Source organism: Vibrio sp. B1FLJ16 (assembly GCF_905175385.1).
Classification (GTDB): domain Bacteria; phylum Pseudomonadota; class Gammaproteobacteria; order Enterobacterales; family Vibrionaceae; genus Vibrio.
Genome location: NZ_HG992749.1, coordinates 698,196 through 718,797, shown reverse-complemented (window position 1 = coordinate 718,797; position 20,602 = coordinate 698,196). Strand labels below are relative to the sequence as shown.

General features: G+C 45.7%; 14 protein-coding genes and 1 pseudogene. 4 read left to right on the top strand and 11 right to left on the bottom strand.

The features are described from left to right. Positions 1-13 precede the first annotated feature (13 nt). Both KHN79_RS03235 and purL read right to left on the bottom strand, forming a co-directional pair. Complete coding sequence (locus KHN79_RS03235) at positions 14-316, bottom strand: DUF3622 domain-containing protein (protein ID WP_182010417.1); 303 nt, start codon at positions 314-316, stop codon at positions 14-16. Between the two features lie 240 nt (positions 317-556). Then, positions 557-4,450, bottom strand: a complete 3,894-nt coding sequence (gene purL / locus KHN79_RS03230) for a phosphoribosylformylglycinamidine synthase (RefSeq protein WP_182010416.1) — start codon at positions 4,448-4,450, stop codon at positions 557-559. Positions 4,451-4,748: 298 nt separating this feature from the next. Between purL and mltF the strand changes: the two are divergent. After that, positions 4,749-6,364, top strand: a pseudogene (gene mltF, locus KHN79_RS03225) (membrane-bound lytic murein transglycosylase MltF). A 708-nt stretch (positions 6,365-7,072) separates the two neighbouring features. Here mltF and tadA read toward each other — a convergent pair. From tadA to KHN79_RS03195, 6 genes are all read right to left on the bottom strand, one after another. Beyond that, on the bottom strand, positions 7,073-7,606 hold the full coding sequence (gene tadA / locus KHN79_RS03220; RefSeq protein ID WP_182010414.1) for a tRNA adenosine(34) deaminase TadA: 534 nt from the start codon (positions 7,604-7,606) through the stop codon (positions 7,073-7,075). 147 nt (positions 7,607-7,753) lie between these two features. After that, complete coding sequence (locus tag KHN79_RS03215) at positions 7,754-9,313, bottom strand: AbgT family transporter (RefSeq protein ID WP_182010413.1); 1,560 nt, start codon at positions 9,311-9,313, stop codon at positions 7,754-7,756. A 296-nt stretch (positions 9,314-9,609) separates the two neighbouring features. Then, positions 9,610-10,050 (bottom strand): prepilin-type N-terminal cleavage/methylation domain-containing protein, encoded by a 441-nt coding sequence (locus KHN79_RS03210; protein ID WP_182010412.1) that lies wholly within the window; start codon positions 10,048-10,050, stop codon positions 9,610-9,612. Further along, complete coding sequence (locus tag KHN79_RS03205) at positions 10,040-11,398, bottom strand: hypothetical protein (protein WP_182010411.1); 1,359 nt, start codon at positions 11,396-11,398, stop codon at positions 10,040-10,042. The genes KHN79_RS03210 and KHN79_RS03205 overlap by 11 nt, the downstream gene beginning before the upstream one ends. Further along, positions 11,398-12,036, bottom strand: coding sequence for a pilus assembly protein PilW (locus KHN79_RS03200; RefSeq protein WP_182010410.1), 639 nt, complete (start codon positions 12,034-12,036; stop codon positions 11,398-11,400). The genes KHN79_RS03205 and KHN79_RS03200 overlap by 1 nt, the downstream gene beginning before the upstream one ends. Continuing rightward, positions 12,017-12,520 (bottom strand): GspH/FimT family pseudopilin, encoded by a 504-nt coding sequence (locus KHN79_RS03195; RefSeq protein ID WP_182010409.1) that lies wholly within the window; start codon positions 12,518-12,520, stop codon positions 12,017-12,019. Before KHN79_RS03195 ends, KHN79_RS03200 begins: the two co-directional genes overlap by 20 nt. A 103-nt stretch (positions 12,521-12,623) precedes the next feature. On the opposite strand from KHN79_RS03195, the gene KHN79_RS03190 reads away from it, so the two are divergent. Continuing rightward, entirely contained in the window at positions 12,624-13,058 is a 435-nt protein-coding gene (locus KHN79_RS03190; RefSeq protein WP_182010474.1) for a type IV pilin protein, read from the top strand. 81 nt (positions 13,059-13,139) lie between these two features. On the opposite strand, the gene dnaJ is transcribed toward KHN79_RS03190, so the two are convergent. From dnaJ to grpE, 3 genes are all read right to left on the bottom strand, one after another. After that, positions 13,140-14,291 (bottom strand): molecular chaperone DnaJ, encoded by a 1,152-nt coding sequence (gene dnaJ / locus KHN79_RS03185; protein WP_182010408.1) that lies wholly within the window; start codon positions 14,289-14,291, stop codon positions 13,140-13,142. Between the two features lie 229 nt (positions 14,292-14,520). Further along, on the bottom strand, positions 14,521-16,434 hold the full coding sequence (gene dnaK / locus KHN79_RS03180) for a molecular chaperone DnaK (protein ID WP_182010407.1): 1,914 nt from the start codon (positions 16,432-16,434) through the stop codon (positions 14,521-14,523). Positions 16,435-16,792: 358 nt separating this feature from the next. Then, the gene (grpE, locus tag KHN79_RS03175; RefSeq protein WP_182010406.1) at positions 16,793-17,389 is read right to left on the bottom strand and encodes a nucleotide exchange factor GrpE; all 597 of its coding nucleotides are present in this window, start codon (positions 17,387-17,389) and stop codon (positions 16,793-16,795) included. 145 nt (positions 17,390-17,534) lie between these two features. Between grpE and nadK the strand changes: the two genes are divergently transcribed. Further along, positions 17,535-18,419, top strand: a complete 885-nt coding sequence (gene nadK / locus KHN79_RS03170) for an NAD(+) kinase (protein ID WP_182010405.1) — start codon at positions 17,535-17,537, stop codon at positions 18,417-18,419. A 286-nt stretch (positions 18,420-18,705) separates the two neighbouring features. Then, positions 18,706-20,370: a DNA repair protein RecN gene (recN, locus tag KHN79_RS03165; RefSeq protein WP_182010404.1), complete on the top strand. Its 1,665-nt coding sequence runs from the start codon at positions 18,706-18,708 to the stop codon at positions 20,368-20,370. Positions 20,371-20,602 lie beyond the last annotated feature (232 nt).

Sequence of the window (20,602 nt, the reverse complement as noted above, 5' to 3'; positions counted from 1 at the left end):
TTAAAAAGAAGTCTTACTCTTCGTCAGCTTCAACATCGCGAGCTTTACGGGCTTCTTCTTTACGAACTTTAGCAGCAAGTTGCTCTGCTTCGCGCTCCTGACGCTGTACAGCTTTACGCTCATTACGAATCACTTGGTTTTGTACAAAGCCAGCTAACTCTTGCTCTGCCCAAGCTTGTGCTTTCTCTTCGCTATCAAAGCCTGTTTCACGCTTAGAGACAACAGTCTTGCGAGAAGTGACTTGGCGAGTGATCTCTGCACTCCAGCCGTTACGCTTTTCCGTTACGCGGATAGCAAATTTTGGATTTTTTGACATTTAATTCATTTCCTAAGGGATTATTAAGGGACTCGGTCACTTTGATTACTTCAACGATATAACCACCATCCCTTGGTAAGCGCGGTATTAGACCATAATTGATTCGTCTTTGCGCGATTTTTTTCTCTGTAATTGAGAATTTTCGTTAGAAACAAAAAAAGCGCAGACCTTTCGATCTGCGCTTTGTTTTAGAGAAAATTCAAGCTTTAGAGAAAATTGAAGTTTCTCGGGGTTAGAGAATTAACCGATATTCTTACGAGCGTTCTGGAACATACGCATCCAGGCACCGTTTTCACCCCAGCCTTCTGGTGACCAAGAGTTTGCAACCGTACGGAATACACGCTCTGGGTGAGGCATCATGATGGTTACACGGCCATCTTCAGTTGTCAGACCGGTAATCGCATTTGGCGAACCATTCGGGTTGTTCGGGTATTGTTGCGTTGGGTTACCGTTATTATCAACGTAACGTAACGCTACAGTACCTGACGCTTCAATCGCGTTTAGGTGCTCACCGTCACGGACTTCTACACGACCTTCACCGTGAGAAACCGCGATTGGCATGCGAGAGCCAGCCATGCCATCGAAGAACACAGAATCAGACTTCTGTACTTCAACTAAGCTAAAGCGTGCTTCAAAACGCTCTGATTCGTTGCGAACAAAACGTGGCCACAAGTCTGCACCCGGAATAAGCTCTTTCAGGTTCGACAACATCTGACAGCCGTTACACACACCTAGAGAAAACGTCTCTTCACGGTTGAAGAATGCCTGGAACTGCTCACGTGCTTGTGCGTTAAACAGGATAGATTTCGCCCAACCTTCGCCTGCGCCTAGGACGTCACCGTAAGAGAAACCACCACATGCTACCAGACCTTGGTATTCATCAAGTACCGCTTGGCCTGTCAGAATATCGCTCATGTGGATATCAGTTGCTTCAAAGCCAGCGCGGTCAAACGCTGCGGCCATTTCAACGTGAGAGTTGACACCTTGCTCACGCAGAATCGCCATCTTGGGTTTCGCGCCTTTCACAATGTAAGGGGCTGCGATATCTTCGTTGACGTCATAGCTTAGAGATACATTCAGACCAGGGTCAGTGTTGTCTTTCTTCGCTTCAAATTCTTGGTCTGCACATGCAGGGTTATCACGTAGCGCCTGCATTTTATGCGTAGTTTCAGCCCAGATAACACGTAGTTCGGTACGTGAGCGCTTAAGCACAACTACATCACCTGAAGTGATCACGAAATCGTCTGAAGCTTCAACAGAGCCAATGACATGTGAACATGCTTCTAAGCCGTTTACCGCTAGCGTAGATAGAACTGAATCCATATCGTCGTTCTTAACCTGAACAACCGCACCTAGTTCTTCGTTAAATAGAACTGCTAGCGCATCTTCACCCAGACCTTCGATGTTCGCTTTCACACCACAGTGACCAGCGAATGCCATCTCTGCAAGCGTTACAAATAGACCGCCGTCACCTTTATCGTGGTAAGCAACAAGCTTGTCATCACGAACCAGTGATTGCATTGCATCGAAGAAACCTTTTAGCTGCTCAGCGTTGTCTACGTCTGCAGGCTTGTCACCAAGTTGCTTGTAAACCTGTGCCAGTGCTGTTGCACCCAGACGGTTTTTGCCGTTACCCAGGTCAACAAGAACAAGTGAAGAATCACCTTTGTCAGTACGCAGCTGAGGCGTTACTGTCTTACGCACGTCTTCAACACGGCCAAACGCAGTGATTACTAGCGATAGTGGCGAAGTCACTTCTTTGCTTTCACCATTTTCTTCCCACTTGGTCTTCATTGACATTGAGTCTTTACCAACCGGGATAGTCAGACCAAGCGCTGGACATAGCTCTTCACCCACAGCTTTCACTGCTTCGTAAAGACCTGCATCTTCACCTGGGTGACCCGCTGGAGACATCCAGTTCGCAGAGAGTTTAATGCGCTTGATATCACCGATGTCAGTCGCCGCGATGTTAGTTAGTGACTCACCAACCGCCAGGCGAGCAGACGCGCCGAAGTCTAGTAGAGCAACCGGAGTACGCTCACCCATCGACATCGCTTCACCGTGGTATGTGTCGTAACTTGCCGCCGTAACTGCACAGTTCGCTACAGGAACCTGCCAAGGACCAACCATCTGGTCACGAGCGACCAAACCTGTTACTGAGCGGTCACCGATAGTAATCAGGAACGTTTTCTCAGCTACAGTTGGAAGACGAAGTACGCGATCTGCCGCTTCGTTGATTTCAATACCGTCACGTGTAATCGCTGGGCTATCTACTTTCAATGTCGTTGCTTCACGGTGCATCTTCGGTGTTTTACCAAGCAGGATATCCATTGGCATATCAATTGGCGTGTTGTCAAAGTGCGAGTCTTCTAGTGTTAGATGACGCTCTTCTGTAGCCACACCAACTACTGCGTAAGGTGCACGCTCGCGCTTACAGATTGCATCGAATGCTTCCATATGCTCTGGCGCAACCGCAAGAACGTAACGTTCCTGAGATTCGTTACACCAGATTTCCAGCGGGCTCATGCTCAATTCATCATTTGGTACATCACGTAGCTGGAACTTACCGCCACGCTCGCCATCGTCACAAAGCTCAGGAAGTGCGTTAGAGATACCGCCCGCGCCCACATCGTGGATAAATGCGATTGGGTTTTCTTCACCTAGCTGCCAACAACGGTCAATAACTTCCTGACAACGACGCTCCATCTCTGGGTTTTCACGTTGTACTGAAGCAAAGTCCAGATCTTCTGCTGACTGACCAGACGCCATTGAAGAGGCCGCTCCTCCACCAAGACCGATGTTCATTGCAGGACCACCAAGTACTATTAGGCTTGCTCCAACTGGGATCTCTTTCTTCTGCACGTGTTCGTCACGGATGTTACCCATACCACCAGCAATCATGATTGGCTTGTGGTAACCACGCACTTCTTCACCTGCGTGAGAGGTCACTTTCTCTTCGTAAGTACGGAAGTAACCCAATAGGTTTGGACGACCAAACTCATTGTTGAATGCAGCACCGCCCAGAGGACCTTCAAGCATGATGTCTAGTGCGTTTACGATACGACCCGGCTTACCGAAGTCTGTTTCCCAAGGCTGTTCAAAACCAGGAATACGCAAGTTAGAGGTTGTAAAACCAACCAGACCCGCTTTTGGCTTACCACCGATACCGGTCGCGCCTTCGTCACGGATTTCACCACCAGAACCCGTTGATGCACCTGGCCAAGGAGAGATAGCCGTCGGGTGGTTGTGCGTCTCTACCTTCATCAAGATGTGCGCATCTTCATGGTGGTAAGTGTATTGACGAGATTTCGGATCTGGGAAGAAACGACCCACTTTAGAGCCCGTCATTACCGCTGCGTTATCTTTGTAAGCAGACAGAACGTGGTCTGGTGTCGTTTCGAATGTGTTTTTGATCATCTTAAACAGAGACTTCTCTTGGTCGACGCCGTCGATAGTCCAGTCTGCATTAAAGATCTTATGACGACAGTGCTCTGAGTTCGCCTGGGCAAACATCATCAGCTCGATGTCGTTTGGATTACGACCTAGCTTAGTGAAGTTCTCTACTAAGTAATCAATTTCATCTTCTGCTAATGCCAAGCCAAGTGAAACGTTTGCTTCTTCAAGCGCAAGACGACCACCAGCTAAGATATCAACGTGAGCTACTGGAGCTGGCTCTGCCACAGCAAACAGTGCAGAAGCGGCTTCAAGTTCAGTAAACACCGTTTCCATCATGCGATCGTGGATTAGAGCTTTCACTGTGTCGATTTGAACATCAGAAAGTGTCGCAGATGTTTCTACGTAGTACGCCGTACCACGCTCCAGACGCTTAACATTGTCCAGACCACAGTTAATAGCAATATCGGTAGATTTAGAAGACCAAGGCGAAATAGTGCCAGGACGAGGCGTAACAAGAAGTAGAAGACCTTCAGGCTCATGCTCTTCGATCGTTGGACCGTAAGTCAGCAACTTTTCTAGTTTTTCTAACTCTTGTTCATCAAGGTCAGATTTTAGATCCGCAAAGTGCATAAACTCGGCGTAAATGCCAGTTACAGGCAGATCTTGTTCACGACAAAGTTCCAGTAGTTTATTTACACGAAACTCAGAAAGAGCTGGGGAGCCACGCAAAATTCTCATGTGCTTAGGTCTCTTATGCAATTGATTGAGGTAATATTGGAATAAATTCAGTAACTTATTAGCAAAATTTCGAACTTATACCAATTCTACCTCTCCTTTGCGAGCGCATTATATAGCAATTGTTTTTGTGATGTAACACCAAAAGCAACCGTTTGCGTCAATTTTTTCTTCAAATATGCGCTACACCCAAAATGTCGATAAAGTACGCAATGTCGCACTCGATGTGTGTGATTCACTTTGCCCCGCCACTTCGCTTTGATATAAAGGTAATCAGAGATTTCCCTAGAAGTACCAATTAATGCAAATTAGCCAGTTCAACCGACTCAAGCGCAGCGTCCTACTTTTCGCTTCTGTGCTACTACTTTCTGCCTGCCAAATTGAGTCGGATCCAAAAAGTGAATTCGAAAAAATCCAGGAACGTGGCGTTCTTAGAGTTGGCACACTCAATAACCAGTTGTCTTATTACATCGGGCCGGATGGTCCTGCTGGTCTGGATTACGAACTTGCGCGCAAGTTTGCCGAAGAACTCGGTGTGAAACTTGAGATTAAACCCGCCTTCCGACAAGCCGACTTATTTCCGGCATTGAAGAAGGGCGATATTGATATAATTGCCACGGGGCTAAATCAAACGCCTCAAGCCATGAAACAATTTCGCCCGGGACCGACCTACTACTATGTCAGCCAGCAAGTCGTCTATAAAAAGGGGCAACTGCGTCCTCGCGACATTGAGGGCTTAATCAAATATCAAGCAACGAAAGACAGTGAATCAGAAGAAAACAGTAGCGCTGCCGGTACTCTGAAAATAGTCGAGCAATCGCAGTATGTGCCGACACTGAGTGCGCTAAAGGAACAGTACCCTGAATTACAGTTTGAAATCGTTGGCGATGCAGATGCGAGAGACTTACTTAAAAGCGTTTCAACCGGAGACCTGCGATTTACGGTCACCGACTCGGTCGAGCTGTCTCTGGCTCAGCGCCTTTATCCTGATTTAGCTTTGGCTTTTGAGTTAACGGAAGATCAACTGTATCCTGGTTTACCCGCCGTTCAGAGGATGAAAGCCTCTACGGTATGCTGATAGAGTTTTTCGGCAACATTAACCAGTCAGGTGAACTGGCAACGTTAGAAGAGAAGTATATCGGCCATATTGAAGCTTTCGATTATGTAGATACTAGAGCTTTCATCCGCGCACTTGACGATAAACTGCCAAAGTGGGCTCCACTGTTCCAGAAATACAGTGAAGAATTTGACTGGCGTTTAATCGCGGCTCTGGCTTATCAGGAATCTCACTGGAAACCAAAAGCCAAATCCCCGACTGGTGTTCGCGGAATGATGATGCTGACCTTACCGACAGCAAAAAGTGTTGGCGTGACAAACCGCCTGGATCCGGATCAGTCTGTCCGTGGTGGTGTTGAGTATCTGCGTCGTATCACAGCTCGTGTTCCTGACAGCATCAATGCTCATGAAAAAATATGGTTCGCACTGGCCTCTTACAATATCGGTTACGGGCACATGCTCGATGCAAGGCGACTGACAAAGGCTCAAGGCGGAGATCCTAATGCGTGGGCAGACGTGAAAGAAAGACTGCCTTTACTGCGTCAGAAGAAGTATTACAGTCAGACCCGTTATGGTTATGCTCGTGGAGATGAGGCGAGAAACTACGTTGAAAATATTCGCCGCTACTACCAGTCCATTATTGGTCATGTTAGTCAGAAACCAGCGATGGATGAGGACACTGATGATTTGCAGGTTATTCCTCCTCTCACTCCGGAGGTTCTCATATCTGGTGCAGTAGATAGCATCCCTGAAGAGATACCGGTGTCAGCAGAGACTGAGGAGCCCGAGGTTTCATCAGCGTCTGACACGATTAACGAAGACGAATCAGAGTCAGATCCAGACGTTGATAAACAATCTTAAGTCTGACAAAAAACAAATAATAATGGCGAGCTCAAAGCTCGCCATTTTTTGTTGAGTCTGACAAAAAACTTATCTAGAATCAGTCATTCCGAGTAAGGTTAAGCTCAATAAGTAAATGAAAAAATACTTGAACTAGCCAATACCACAAACGTCCGATATTTAATGAATTAAATCTATCCCGGACAAAAGCTCGGTTGGTTACCCTCTCCCGATTCAACATAACTCGAATCTTAGAATAACAACATCTGCTCGTTGTTCACTCGCCTGTGTTCGGGATAAGAAACGTCGTAACGATTTAACTCAAATCGGCTACGGTCGACCTGAGATCAGGATTGCAACGTTCCATGTATGACGAGAAGCTTTTCAACGAGAAGATAAATATCTATGCCGTTGATTTTGTAAAATTAATACATGTAAACGTATTCTGATAAGCTTTGCATAGCCGGAGTTCAGGCGGGTTAAGAGTCTTGGTAGAGGGGTGTTCGTGGTCTTGTCAGCTAGAGGTTTCGAATATGAGAAGACGCAGAGTGCAGTCAAAGCGCCTGAATAATACAGTGGCGGCCATTCGCCGCAAGCGCAAGCTAACCTGTATGAAAAAGAAAGTCAGTGCACGTCATCGTGTTTTCGTTCACTTAGTGAATCACTGAAAACTTGAAGCAAACATCTACTGTAAAGTAGGTGTTTGCTGAAAACACTTGTAATACCAAGCTACTCGCCTTTTGCTTCCTGTTTATTTTCCAACGCTTTCTGAGCTTCTTTCCTGGCCTTAATCTCTTTACGCCGACGCTTAAAAAATGCCTGTAACTGAGTCCGGCACTCCTCTTCCAGTAACCCGCTTTCTACTGTCGCGTAATGATATGCAGCCTGACTTTCAAAAAGGTTTAACACTGTTCCCGCTGCACCAGCTTTAAGATCCGGAGCGCCGTAAACTACCCGCTTAACACGGCTATGCAGCAGTGCTCCCGCGCACATAGGACAAGGTTCTAAAGTTACGTACAGAGTGGTATCTAGCAATCGATAGTTCTCTAATACCTGCCCTGCTTTTCGCAATGTCTGTATTTCAGCATGTGCCGTTGCGTCATGAGCACAGATAGAACGGTTCCAGCCTTCTGCAATGATCTCCCCATCTTTTACTAAGACAGCACCAACCGGCACTTCACCACCTGCTTCTGCCAGTTCAGCCAGCTCCATTGCTCGGCGCATAAATTGTTCATCTTGGGCTGTGAATTGAAGGTCAGACAAAGGGACTCCGGATTAGTAAATGTGGGACGAGCCAATATTACCACTAACTTGCGGCACGCTACAGTAACGTTGCAGCTAACCGTACCCTCTTTAAAACAAAAAGCGCAGACCTTACGATCTACGCTTTCAAGATTAAGCTGATACTGCTTACATTGTGTAAGTGTATGGCGCTTGGATACCTAGAGGAATACCAATCATCCAGTATGTGATGAGGAAGATAGACCAACCGATCAGCATTGCAATAGAGAATGGCATCATCAGTGATGCAAGCGTACCAATACCCGTCGACTTCACGTAGCGTTGACAGTAAACCACTACAAGAGGGAAGAAGACCATCAGAGGTGAAATGATATTTGATACAGAGTCACCAACACGGTATGCCGCCTGAGACAGCTCTGGAGATATACCAACCGCCATCAGCATCGGAACTAGGATTGGACCGATAAGCGCCCATTTCGCAGAAGCTGAACCGATGAGCAGGTTTACAGAAGCTGTCAGCAGAATCATACCAACAATCGTTGCTTCACCCGGCAGATTCATAGCCTTCAGGCCTTCAGCCCCGTATAGCGCTAGCATAGTACCGATGTTTGACTGTGCAAATGCCGATAGGAACTGAGCACAGAAGAAAGACATAACGATGTAAGCGCCCATCGTCGCCATCGTGTCTGACATCGCTTTAATAATGTCGTTGCTAGACTTGAACGTACCTGAAACTTTACCGTACACGTAACCTGGGATGATAAACAGAATAAAGATCAATGGAACGATTGACTTCATAAGCGGCGCAGAGAACGCCGTGATCTCACCAGCAGGCGAACGTAGCGCTGAATTCTCAGGAATTATCGCAGCAACAAGAAGTGCGATACCCGCCATCATAGCCCAACCCGCGTAACGGAATGCTTTCGATTCAATTTCCGTGAATGTACCCAGATCTGGAGCTGCTTCTGCATCTTCGTCTACTGGTGTTCTCGCTAAGCGAGGTTCAATAATTTTCTCAGTTACGTACCAACCGATAGCCACAATGATGACTGAAGACAGGCCTGTAAAGAAGATGTTCGCTAACGGATTTACTACATATTCAGGGTCAAGAACCTGCGCAGCTGTTTGTGTGAAGCCAGCAAGTAGAGGGTCGATACCAGAAGGAATAAAGTTAGCTGAGAAACCACCAGATACACCAGCAAAAGCTGCCGCAATACCCGCCAGAGGGTGACGACCAGCTGCATGGAAAATGATACCACCCAGAGGAATAACCAGTACATAGCCGGCATCTGCTGCAGTATGCGATACGATAGCAACCAGAATAAGCATTGGCGTAAGAAGCTTAGCTGGTGTAACGCTCAGCATCTTCTTAAGGCCCGTAGTGATAAAACCAGATGAATCTGCAACACCCACACCTAACATGGCTACCAGAACGATACCAAGAGGTGCAAAACCGGTGAATGTTGTCACCATATTGGCAAGGAAGCTAGCCAGAGCTTCACCTGTCAGAAGGTTAGTAATAGTAAGAGCTTCGCCAGTGCGAGGATTCATAAGGTCGAATGATACATTCGACAAAAGTGCTGACGCAGCCCAAGTGATAATTAGTGCCCAGAAAAACAGAATCGCAGGATCAGGGATCTTGTTACCTGCTCGCTCGATAAAGTTTAAAAAGCGATCCATCCCGCTCGGCTTGGAAGATGGTGCCTTGTTAATTGCTTGGTTACTCATGGTAACTCCATAATGAATGATGTTGTTGCTATAGCCTTTTGGAATATTTTATTACGGCTTGTTATCAACCAAACATTCTAGAGAAAACCAAGATAAAAAGGACAAGATGCTACAGGTTTTTTCATATTTGGAGACATATTTTGCAAAAACGCCGTACCAATTAAACATAATAAAAACAGTAGCACATCATTCATGTTAACAGTTCAAAAACCCCTTATTAACTGATGAAAACAAAGCCGAAATCAGCGTAGGAAAAAGGCCACAACACTTTAGCACCGAGAGCTTCACTCCTTAGGTTATTTATCAAATTCACTGTAGCGGGAAAGCATAGTTTTAAGCTGAACGGACTGCGTATGTCCCAATCGATCTTGCCAACTCGAGGTGATCTCGATTGTTTTTAAAGAACCCGACACTGTAGTGGACAACACATCCCACTCAAGCGTGTAATTTCCTGATGTGGATGATCCCGTAGAGATAGCATCAAAGTCAGCCACTGGCATCGCTGACGTCGCTGCTGATGCACCTCGAGTACGGAACCATTCGAGTTTCTGTTCAGCTAAATTAAGAGCCTGAACGCTATGCTTAGCGAAGTCGGCCTTTTGCTCCACAATGACTTGAAGCTTGATTAACCCCAAAGACGCAATTCCGATAAGCAGAAAAGAAATCATAACTTCAACCAAGCTATAGCCCGACTGCTTACTTAACGGTAATTTAGATGGTGATTGATTAATCTGCATACCAACTCCCTGATTTCCACTTCAGCTTTTTTAATTTCCTTAACGGTGTTTCAATCACATCTCTGTTATAGCTAAAACTCATTGAAGAATCGTATACCGCGTAGGTTCCCGGAGCATCCATGACATAACCTCCGAGCGGAAAAAAAGCACCAGTTTGAAAATAAGCAGTATTACCGACAGTTACGTCTGGTACAGGGTCTGTAGCTGGATCTACAACACCTGCCAACACAGTTTTCTGTGTCGAGTCCAAGTCCTCCCATTGTTCTTCGCTTGGCACAAACTCTGGGTTGCCAGCACTATTATTTGAAATAAAGTGGAAGATCATCCCTTTAAAGTCCAGTGCTCCTTCCGTAGATAGCAAGCCATTGTGCAAAACTAGAATCACGCCGCTGGGAATAGGTGAAGCTCCTGATGCCGGACTTATCGCGTCACCGATATCAGTTAAATCTGTACTATCAAGATGACAACTACCATAGACCCAAATTAAGTCATTTCCGGACAAAATAGCACTCTCAATTTTGCTACCACAGTTGCTGACAATCTCTGGTGCAGGAAGTGTCGATTGTGGAAACAGCATATCTCCGCTTCCATTGGTTAAAGTAGTTTCAGAAATTTTTACAAAGCCATCAAACGACATAACATCAAACCAGTCACCCCTCGGGGTATCAAACAAGTCTTCAAACGGTTTTTGAGAGCTGTCGTGAACAAAGTCCTCTTGTAGACCAGTAGGAGTGTCATAATTGCCAGTAGTAACGGTTAAATAGCTGTCACCTGCGGTAGGACGGCAACTCTGTCCAGTAGGAAAACCTTGGTAAGGTAGAGCCGAATCGTTCAAGTTCTGATTTTGAACCGTTCCAAATACCTTAAAATCACTACTATAACGAAGCATAGTACAACCCCATTCATTGGCACCTAAGCTTTCTCCAGGATCAGGCCTCATCGCCAGACCACCAGCAAAATACAGGTTTGATGTTGCCTTCATGACACCTGAAGCCCCGGTGCCCGGTAGCAATATTGTCTTGTCTATCGATGAATATCCATAGTCCGCTGTGATCTGTTTTAACCGAGGACTTAAAGACGTGTAAGTAAACTCGATATCACCATTGGTATTACAGCTACTAATACTCGCTGAAGAGGGAATAGTATTAGTAGTCAGCGCATGACTGTATATGCACTCTAAGCCACCTTCTGCAATCCAGTGCTGTTGACGAGCGCTTACCTCATTTTGAGCGCGCTTAATCTGGTAAAACAGAGTCCGATATGATCCCAAGGTAACAACTAAGGCCGCAATAAGCAGCACGCTTGTTACCAGCAATGTCGTTGCTCCAAGCTGATGCTGATTTTTCATTACCAGTTCCTTTGCTGCGCTTTGATAGCCATGATGTGATTGACATTGGGATCATTGAATAACGAAGCTCCCATAGAGACCACGCTAAACGCACTGCTAATTGAATTGTTGGTTGTGTTAACCATAGATACCGTAAAACTGTCTACCGTGATTTGGGTAGGATCGAACACGTTAAAACAAACACCTAGATAGCCCGAATCTGCCGCAGAGGCTGGGGTTAATGGTGTTGGGGAAGACTTTTCGCACAGTTGGAGTAAATCCGCAGCACCAGACTGAGGTTGATGCTTATACACTACGCTGCGATAAGTATTTACCCCGGCAGAAGTCACTCGATAAACAAACCCCAACATATCAGGAGATGTCTGAGAGTAAATGGCGTAGCTTGCTCCCGACAAAGTGACACTACCAGAGCTTATTCCATTGAACCCCGCCCTTAACATGTCCTCTTTCATTTGCTGCATGACACTTGTCATATTCTGTAATAACAACAGCTCTTTACCACGCTCTGCCGCGGTTCTTTTACCTGAGATGAATACATTTCCAACAATACCTAACGCGATTAACCCCAACAATGAAGCAATCAGAAGTTCGACTAAGGAGCCACCTCTTTGTCTAGTTCTAACATTCTGGATAGCCATAGACCGCTCCTCCTACACCACAAACAAGAATCCGAGCGGCCCCGTAAGACCCTTTCACTCGGAGTTTTTTGCTTGTCTGTCCAACTGGGTTAAAATCGATACTGCCGTTTTTCACTTTTCCCCTAACCCCATCAAATTTGATCTGTTGAGAGCTATAGTCAGGGTCAAACGTAATATTGTTATAAGGTGAACCGGCTAACGATAAAATGGATACACCACCTGAAACGTCTGAATCTGTTAGCGTAATTGACCATTCTCCGGTATCAACAGGATCGGCAGTAACATCAATATGAGCCCATAAGTCTTGATTACGAAATACCGCTTCCGATTTGGCTTGGATCATAAAGCCATGTAGCTCCTCAGCCAGACGCTGCATTTTGTTGGTTTCAATCACATTCTTGAACGATGGAGCAGCGACCACCAGTACCACACTCAGTACTGCGACCGTAATAACTAGCTCTAATAACGTAAACCCGCGAGGCATTTCCCAAATTCCTATGCAAACAGTCTGGAGGTCAGAATTCATCTTGCACTGATGCTATCACCTGCCAAAAATAGGCGTAAAAGTGAAAAGGGAACTACTCGTGATGATTCGAATTTATCGCTGTAACAGCTACAACAGCAGATTAAGAGGGATGACATTGATCGAATTACTGATAGCCGTTGTGATTATCGGTATCCTTTCTGCTTTCGCGTATCCCTCTTATACCAATCACGTCATTAAGTCACACCGGACTGTGGCGTTAACTGATTTAAGCCGTATCCAACTGGAACTGGAAACCTCTTACAATGGTGGGTATAACTGGAGCAGTATTGTGTCCGGAACGAGTTGTACCATATGTGACTCAGACAGCGATCGCTTTAGCTTTTCTGTGGTCAGCTCCGCTACAATGGCTTATACGATTACCGCAACGGCCAAATCCGATTTGGGGCAAGACAAAGACAGCTGCTTTCCTTCAGGAGTCAGCACCATCACGCTAAACGCAACTAATGTTGAATATCCAAGCGATTGCTGGAACTAGCAGCAATCGTAGTAAATTCCAAATACAAAAAGGCCCGCATCTCTGCAGGCCTTAAACGGTTTCTTTCTCGCTAGCTATAGATTAGCTAGTCAGATCATCAAAGAACTTCTTCACACCGTTGAAGAAACCTTCTGATTTAGGCTTGTGCTTAGTTGCCGCTTCGCCACCGCAAGATTCTTCAAACTCTTTGAGCAGTTCTTTCTGACGAGAGCTTAAGTTGACAGGTGTCTCGACAACCAGTTTCACGATCAGGTCGCCTACGCCGCCACCGCGAACGCCTTTCACACCTTTGCCACGCATACGGAACATACGACCCGTTTGCGTTTCTGTCGGTACTTTCAGGCTAACTCGACCATCTAGTGTCGGTACTTCCACTTCACCACCTAGTGCTGCCATTGCAAAACTTACAGGTACTTCACAGTAGAGGTTGTTACCGTCACGCTCGAAGATATGGTGATCTTTCACGTGAACTTGAACATATAGATCACCCGCTGGTGCGCCCATTTCTCCCGCTTCACCTTCGCCAGACAGACGAATGCGATCGCCGGTATCAACACCTGCTGGGATCTTAACGTTAAGTGTTTTGGTTTTTTGCTTGCGACCTTGACCATGACACTCGTTACAAGGATCTTTAATGATCTTGCCTTTACCGTGACAGGTAGGACAGGTTTGTTGCACAGCAAAGAAGCCCTGACGCATTTGTACCTGGCCGTGGCCATGACAAGTACCACAAGTTTCCGCCGAGGTACCTTTCTTCGCACCGCTGCCGTCACAAGTATCACAATGAACCAGTGTCGGAACTTCAATTTCTTTTGAAACACCACGAACCGCCTCTTCCAGAGTCAGTTCCATGTTGTAACGAAGGTCAGCACCACGCTGCGCACGATGACCACCGCCGCCACCACGGCGACCACCACCGAAGATATCACCGAATACATCACCAAAAATGTCGCCGAAATCGGCACCGCCGCCGCCAAAGCCGCCGCCACCGAAACCACCGCCGCCTTGCTCAAAAGCAGCGTGGCCATACTGATCGTACGCCGCTTTTTTCTGAGAGTCGGTGAGAACTTCGTACGCTTCTTTTACTTCTTTAAACTTATCCGCAGCAGAATCATCACCCTGGTTACGGTCTGGGTGGAATTTCATCGCAAGACGCTTGTACGCCTTCTTGATATCACGTTCTGATGCATCACGGCTTACGCCTAATACTTCGTAAAAATCACGTTTTGACATGTTCTTCGTCACCAATGTAGTACTGCAAACGGCATCAATTTACCGCTTAGTGTTTATATCGTTTTAGATAAAAGCTTTCTTTAAAAAGCGCTTAGCTAGAAAGACTGGGTTATTTACAAACTGGTTATCTACAAACATGCGGGCGTTAGAGTCACCTCAAACGCCCGCAAAGAGATCCCAATAAGGAGTTTCAACCTGAGCAGGTGGCTTCACCTACTCAGCTATTGAATTACTTCTTATCGTCTTTAACTTCTTCGAACTCTGCGTCTACAACATCGTCTTGTTCAGACTGTTGTTGAGCGCCAGCTTCAGCACCTTGTTGTGCTTGAGCTTGTTGCTGAGCGATTTCCATCAGTTTTTGAGCTGCCGTCATAAGCGCTTGAACTTTAGCGTCGATAGCTTCTTTATCTTCGCCTTTACGTGCTGTTTCAAGCTCAGAAATTGCAGTTTCAATCTTCTCTTTCTCATCAGCTGGAAGTGCTTCACCTGCTTCTTCCACTTGCTTACGAGTACCGTGAATCATTTGGTCTGCTTGGTTACGTGCAGTTGCTAACTCTTCGAACTTCTTGTCCGCTTCTTTGTTAGCTTCTGCTTCTTGTACCATTTTCTCGATGTCTTCGTCGCTCAGACCGCCAGAAGCCTGAATAGTGATCTTCTGCTCTTTACCAGTCTGCTTATCTTTCGCTGATACGTGCAGGATACCGTCCGCATCAAGGTCGAAAGTTACTTCGATTTGTGGCATGCCACGTGGTGCAGGCTGAATGCCTTCTAGGTTGAATTGACCTAGAGACTTGTTGTACATCGCTTGCTTACGCTCACCTTGTAGAACGTGGATAGTTACCGCGTTCTGGTTGTCTTCTGCAGTAGAGAAAACTTGGTTCGCTTTAGTTGGGATAGTTGTGTTTTTCTCAACTAGCTTAGTCATCACGCCACCCATTGTCTCAATACCTAGAGACAGTGGAGTTACGTCTAGCAATAGTACGTCTTTAACTTCACCAGCAAGTACACCACCTTGAACTGCAGCACCCATTGCTACTGCTTCGTCAGGGTTTACGTCGCGGCGAGCTTCTTTACCGAAGAACTCAGCAACTTTCGCTTGAACCATTGGCATACGAGTCTGACCACCAACCAGGATTACGTCAGTGATGTCGTTTACTGATAGGTCTGCGTCAGCTAGAGCCACTTTTAGCGGGTCAAGAGAACGTTGTACTAGGTCTTCAACCAGAGATTCTAGTTTCGCACGAGTCACTTTGATGTTCATGTGCTTAGGACCAGTTGCATCTGCAGTAACGTAAGGTAGGTTTACGTCAGTTTGAGTAGTAGAAGAAAGCTCGATTTTCGCTTTTTCTGCTGCTTCTTTAACACGCTGCATTGCTAGTGGATCGTTCTTAAGGTTGATACCTTGCTCTTTGTTGAACTCGTCAACCAAGTAGTTGATCAAACGGTTATCAAAGTCTTCACCACCTAGGTGAGTATCACCGTTAGTTGCCAGAACTTCGAAAGTTTTCTCGCCTTCAACTTCATCGATTTCGATGATTGAAATATCGAATGTACCACCACCAAGGTCGTATACAGCGATAGTGCGGTCACCGCCTTTCTTGTCTAGGCCGTACGCTAGCGCTGCTGCTGTTGGTTCGTTGATGATACGTTTAACTTCTAGACCTGCGATACGGCCAGCATCTTTTGTAGCCTGACGCTGAGCATCGTTAAAGTAAGCAGGTACTGTGATTACTGCGCCAGTTACTTCCTCACCAAGGAAGTCTTCAGCAGTTTTCTTCATTTTCTTAAGAACTTCAGCAGAAACCTGAGGAGCTGCCATTTTTTGGCCTTTCGCTTCTACCCAAGCATCACCGTTGTCTGCCTTAACGATTTTGTAAGGCATGATTTCGATATCACGCTGAACTTCTTCGTCTTCAAAACGACGACCGATTAGACGCTTAATTGCAAATAGCGTGTTTTCTGGGTTAGTTACTGCTTGACGTTTTGCCGGCTGACCTACTAGTGTCTCACCGTCTGTGTAAGCAATAACTGATGCAGTAGTACGTTCACCCTCTGCGTTTTCAATTACACGAGGTTTGTCGCCGTCTAATACTGCAACACATGAGTTAGTAGTACCTAAGTCAATACCAATGATTTTACCCATCTGGCTATCTCCGAATAAATTCTATTTTCGTTTGGTTATAACCCCAATGTGGGGGGAGGAGAATCGGGTTTCAACCCTTGCTCACAAACAAAAATAATCAATGTTTGCTTCTCTATGCCACATAGATAAGGGCGGCAAAATGCTTTTCAAGGGCAGAATTAAAAAAAAGCGTTTTTTTTCTGATTAAATGCCTTTCTTTATGATTCATCGGGGTTGCGTCACAGTATTTAGGTCAAACACTCGGCTATTACACCTATGATTTAACCCCGCGCAGCAATGTAACAGTCAAGAATGACCATAAAAAATGCCCATCACAGAGTGACGGGCATTTTCAGGATACTTTCAACAGTGAATGGACTTACTTAGCAACCATTACCATTGCAGGGCGAACCACACGACCGTTTAGCTCATAGCCTTTTTGCATCACGAACATAACTGTGTTTGATTCGTGATCCGGACTCTCTTGAATAGACATAGCCTGATGCAGTTCAGGATTGAATGCTTCACCCTCTGGGTTGATTTCTTTCAAACCAAACTTAGCAACCACGTCTACAAACGTCTTATGAGTAAGTTCAACCCCTTCAAGGATTGGCTTAATCGTTTCATTTTCTGTATCTGCTGATTGAATTGCGCGCTCTAGGTTGTCAATCACAGGAAGCAACTCTTCTGCAAACTTGTTCAGAGCGTATTTACGCGCTTTATCGATCTCTTGCTCTGTACGGCGACGCATATTTTCTACTTCAGCTTTTGCTCGAAGAACAGCGTCTTGCTGATCGCTAAGCTTAGCTTCACTAGACAGTAGTGCTGCTTCTAGTTGAGCAATCTTAGCGTCTTTCTCGTCACCAATTTCTTCAAGCTCAGCTTCCGCTTCTTCAGCCGCAGCTTCAACTTTTTCAGCCTCTTCGATGATTTGATCAAGCTCTTCTTCAGTAACTTTATTTTCTTCGTTGCTCATGATATCTCCAGAATTCAACGTAATGCTCTTAAAGCTATGCGCGTTTTGCGGGCTTTAACCACATAAAAATTCGCATATTTAGGTAACTTGCCATTATTATGGGGATGAAGATTCCTGAATCAAGCCTCTTTAATGCGGAAATGCTATGAAAAATCCATGTAACGTGATCGCTATTATCGGAAAACCAAGAGATCAACAAGCGATTCAAACTCATAGAGAGTTGTACCAATGGTTGACCTCAGAAGGTTACAAAGTATTTATTGACGATCGTCTCGCTGCAATTTTAGACGAAATTCCGCAGAAGCAGTTTGCGAGCTTAGTTGAACTGGGTAAAAACTCGGATCTCGCGATTGTAGTAGGCGGCGACGGCAACATGCTCGGCGCTGCACGTATTCTGTCGCGCTTTGACGTACCCGTTATTGGCGTTAACCGAGGTAATCTTGGCTTTTTAACCGATCTCAACCCGGACGATTTTCAAGCTGCGCTTAAAGCGGTATTGGATGGAGAATACATTGAAGAAGAACGCTTCCTGCTTGAAACAGAAGTCCATCGTCATGGGCAGATAAAAAGTCACAACGCAGCCTTGAACGAAGCGGTTCTTCACCCCGGCCAAATTGCGCATATGATTGAGTTTGAAGTATACATCGATGAAAGCTTCGCTTTTTCATTGCGTGCAGACGGGCTGATCGTATCTACTCCAACAGGTTCTACCGCTTATTCACTTTCCGGTGGTGGCCCGATACTGTCACCGAGCCTCAACGCGATTTCTTTGGTACCAATGTTTCCGCATACGCTTTCAAGCAGACCGCTGGTTGTCGATGGTAAACGCCGTATCAAACTGCTTGTTTCACCAGAAAACCGGGGCACTCAAGAAGTCAGCTGTGATGGCCAGGTATCTCTACCCGTTTCTCCGGGCGACGAAATACATATTTACCAGAGCCCAAACGTCCTCAAACTGGTTCACCCAAAAGATTACAGTTACTACCACGTTTTAAGAAACAAACTAGGCTGGTCAAGCAGACTGTTTTAGCCCTCAATCTAATATTCAGTTAACTTAATCAGCGCAGGCCTCATGCTGCTTGCGCTTGATTAACAGTGCCTGCGTCATCTCCCCAAAAGCCCATACAAGCATCTGCATTCCTTTACTTAACTCTTTCAATTTAAAAGAGTCCTTGCTGTGTATAGTGTAATTATTCCGTCCTCATCACAAAAAATTTCTTCTTCAATAAAAAACTTCAAACCCACCTTTACTGTATAAAGAAACAGTATATACTGTTTTCTTATACAGTATTGTTCAGTTATACAGGTAAATAAAAATGCTGGCTCATCTAAGTGTTAATAATTTTGCAATTGTTAAGTCTTTACAACTCGAGCTTTCTAAAGGAATGACTACCATTACAGGTGAAACAGGCGCGGGTAAATCTATTGCTATCGATGCCTTGGGACTCTGCTTAGGTGGCCGTGCAGATGCGGGCATGGTTCGACAAGGTGAAGAAAAAACCGAGGTAAGCGCTGCATTTTTACTGGATAACAACCTGCATGCTACACGTTGGCTTGAAGACAATGACCTACTTGATGGTACTGAGTGTATTCTGCGTCGCATCATCACAAAAGAAGGTCGCTCAAGAGCCTTCATCAATGGCAGCCCTGTCCCCCTTTCACAGTTAAAATCTCTCGGGCAGCTTTTAATTAATATTCATGGACAACATGCTCATCACCAGTTAATGAAGAGCGATCATCAAATGGCAATGCTGGATCAGTATGCTGGACATCTAAATTTGCTGAAAAGCACCAGAAGTGCATACCAGCACTGGCGTCAGGCAGACAACAACCTTAAACAGCTAAAAGAAAACAGTCAGCAGAACCAGGCGCAAAAGCAATTGCTGGAATACCAAATCAAAGAACTGAATGAGTTATCACTAGGTGAAGAAGAATTTGCAGAACTCGAACAAGAACACAAACGTCTGTCCAACAGTGGTGAGCTCGCCGCTACCTGTCAGCAAGCCATCGAGCTTATTTACGAAGGTGAAGAAGTCAATGCGCTTGGTATTTTGCAATCAGCCAATCACTCCCTGATTCAGTTAGCTGAACTGGACGACAAACTGTCTGAGCTGCCAAACATGTTGGCGGAAGCAATGATTCAACTGGAAGAAACCAACAACGAGCTGCGCAGTTACCTTGATGGCATTGATGTCGATCCTGGTCGAATGGCTTACGTTGAAGAGCGCTTTTCCAAGGTCATGTCGATGGCCCGTAAGCACCATGTCATGCCAGAAGAGCTTTACCAACACCATCAAGAGCTATTGGCGCAAATCGAAGCCCTCGATTGTTCGGATGAACGACTCGATGAGCTAGCTCAGGAAGTAGAACAAAAATACCAAAGCTTCTTAAACTCAGCAGAGAAACTGCATAAATCACGCAGCCGTTACGCAAAAGAGCTGAATAAGCTTATTTCCCAGAGTATGCATGAACTAAGCATGGAAAAAGCTGTGTTTAGCATTGAAGTAAATAACGAGAATGCCCACCCTTCTCCACTAGGTATGGACAGTGTTTGCTTCCTGGTTTCAACGAACCCTGGCCAGCCTTTGCAGCCAATTGCGAAAGTCGCCTCTGGTGGTGAGCTGTCACGTATTTCGCTAGCCATTCAGGTTATCACGGCTCAGAAGGTTGATACCCCTAGCCTGATTTTCGATGAAGTAGACGTAGGTATCAGCGGCCCGACCGCAGCCGTTGTTGGCAAGATGCTACGTAAACTTGGTGAGTCGACTCAGGTGTTGTGTGTGACTCACCTCCCTCAAGTGGCAGGTTGTGGACATCAACAAATGTTTGTCGCGAAGCAGACCAAAAAGGGACAAACAGAAACCCAAATGAACACGCTGGATGAACAACAACGTGTGGCAGAATTAGCTCGCCTGCTTGGCGGAAGCCAGATCACAGACTCAACTCTGGCTAATGCCAAAGAGTTACTGATCGCCGCATAAATCAGCAAACAGAGCCGCTAAAAAAATCGCGGCTCTTTGTTAATCCCTTCAACTTAAACTACCTTTTATGCGGGCTTAAATGTTCCCTTCACAGCGAACATGAGTAAATCGTTGGCAATAAATGCAACTCAACTCAAAATTCGTTGTCAGATTCCCTACGATACGACGCTTAGCTTTTACATCTGCGTCGAGCTTGTTTATTATCAGCTCAGTATTTTAAAGGTTAGTAAGA

Bases quoted from the DNA above. Each gene is read 5' to 3' on its own strand.
- KHN79_RS03205 (WP_182010411.1), bottom strand. From the start codon at position 11,398: ATGAAAAATCAGCATCAGCTTGGAGCAACGACATTGCTGGTAACAAGC.
- purL (WP_182010416.1), bottom strand. From the start codon at position 4,450: ATGAGAATTTTGCGTGGCTCCCCAGCTCTTTCTGAGTTTCGTGTAAAT.
- KHN79_RS03190 (WP_182010474.1), top strand. From the start codon at position 12,624: ATGATTCGAATTTATCGCTGTAACAGCTACAACAGCAGATTAAGAGGG.
- KHN79_RS03215 (WP_182010413.1), bottom strand. From the start codon at position 9,313: ATGAGTAACCAAGCAATTAACAAGGCACCATCTTCCAAGCCGAGCGGG.
- KHN79_RS03210 (WP_182010412.1), bottom strand. From the start codon at position 10,050: ATGCAGATTAATCAATCACCATCTAAATTACCGTTAAGTAAGCAGTCG.
- KHN79_RS03200 (WP_182010410.1), bottom strand. From the start codon at position 12,036: ATGGCTATCCAGAATGTTAGAACTAGACAAAGAGGTGGCTCCTTAGTC.
- recN (WP_182010404.1), top strand. From the start codon at position 18,706: ATGCTGGCTCATCTAAGTGTTAATAATTTTGCAATTGTTAAGTCTTTA.
- KHN79_RS03195 (WP_182010409.1), bottom strand. From the start codon at position 12,520: ATGCCTCGCGGGTTTACGTTATTAGAGCTAGTTATTACGGTCGCAGTA.
- KHN79_RS03235 (WP_182010417.1), bottom strand. From the start codon at position 316: ATGTCAAAAAATCCAAAATTTGCTATCCGCGTAACGGAAAAGCGTAAC.
- dnaJ (WP_182010408.1), bottom strand. From the start codon at position 14,291: ATGTCAAAACGTGATTTTTACGAAGTATTAGGCGTAAGCCGTGATGCA.
- grpE (WP_182010406.1), bottom strand. From the start codon at position 17,389: ATGAGCAACGAAGAAAATAAAGTTACTGAAGAAGAGCTTGATCAAATC.
- nadK (WP_182010405.1), top strand. From the start codon at position 17,535: ATGAAAAATCCATGTAACGTGATCGCTATTATCGGAAAACCAAGAGAT.
- dnaK (WP_182010407.1), bottom strand. From the start codon at position 16,434: ATGGGTAAAATCATTGGTATTGACTTAGGTACTACTAACTCATGTGTT.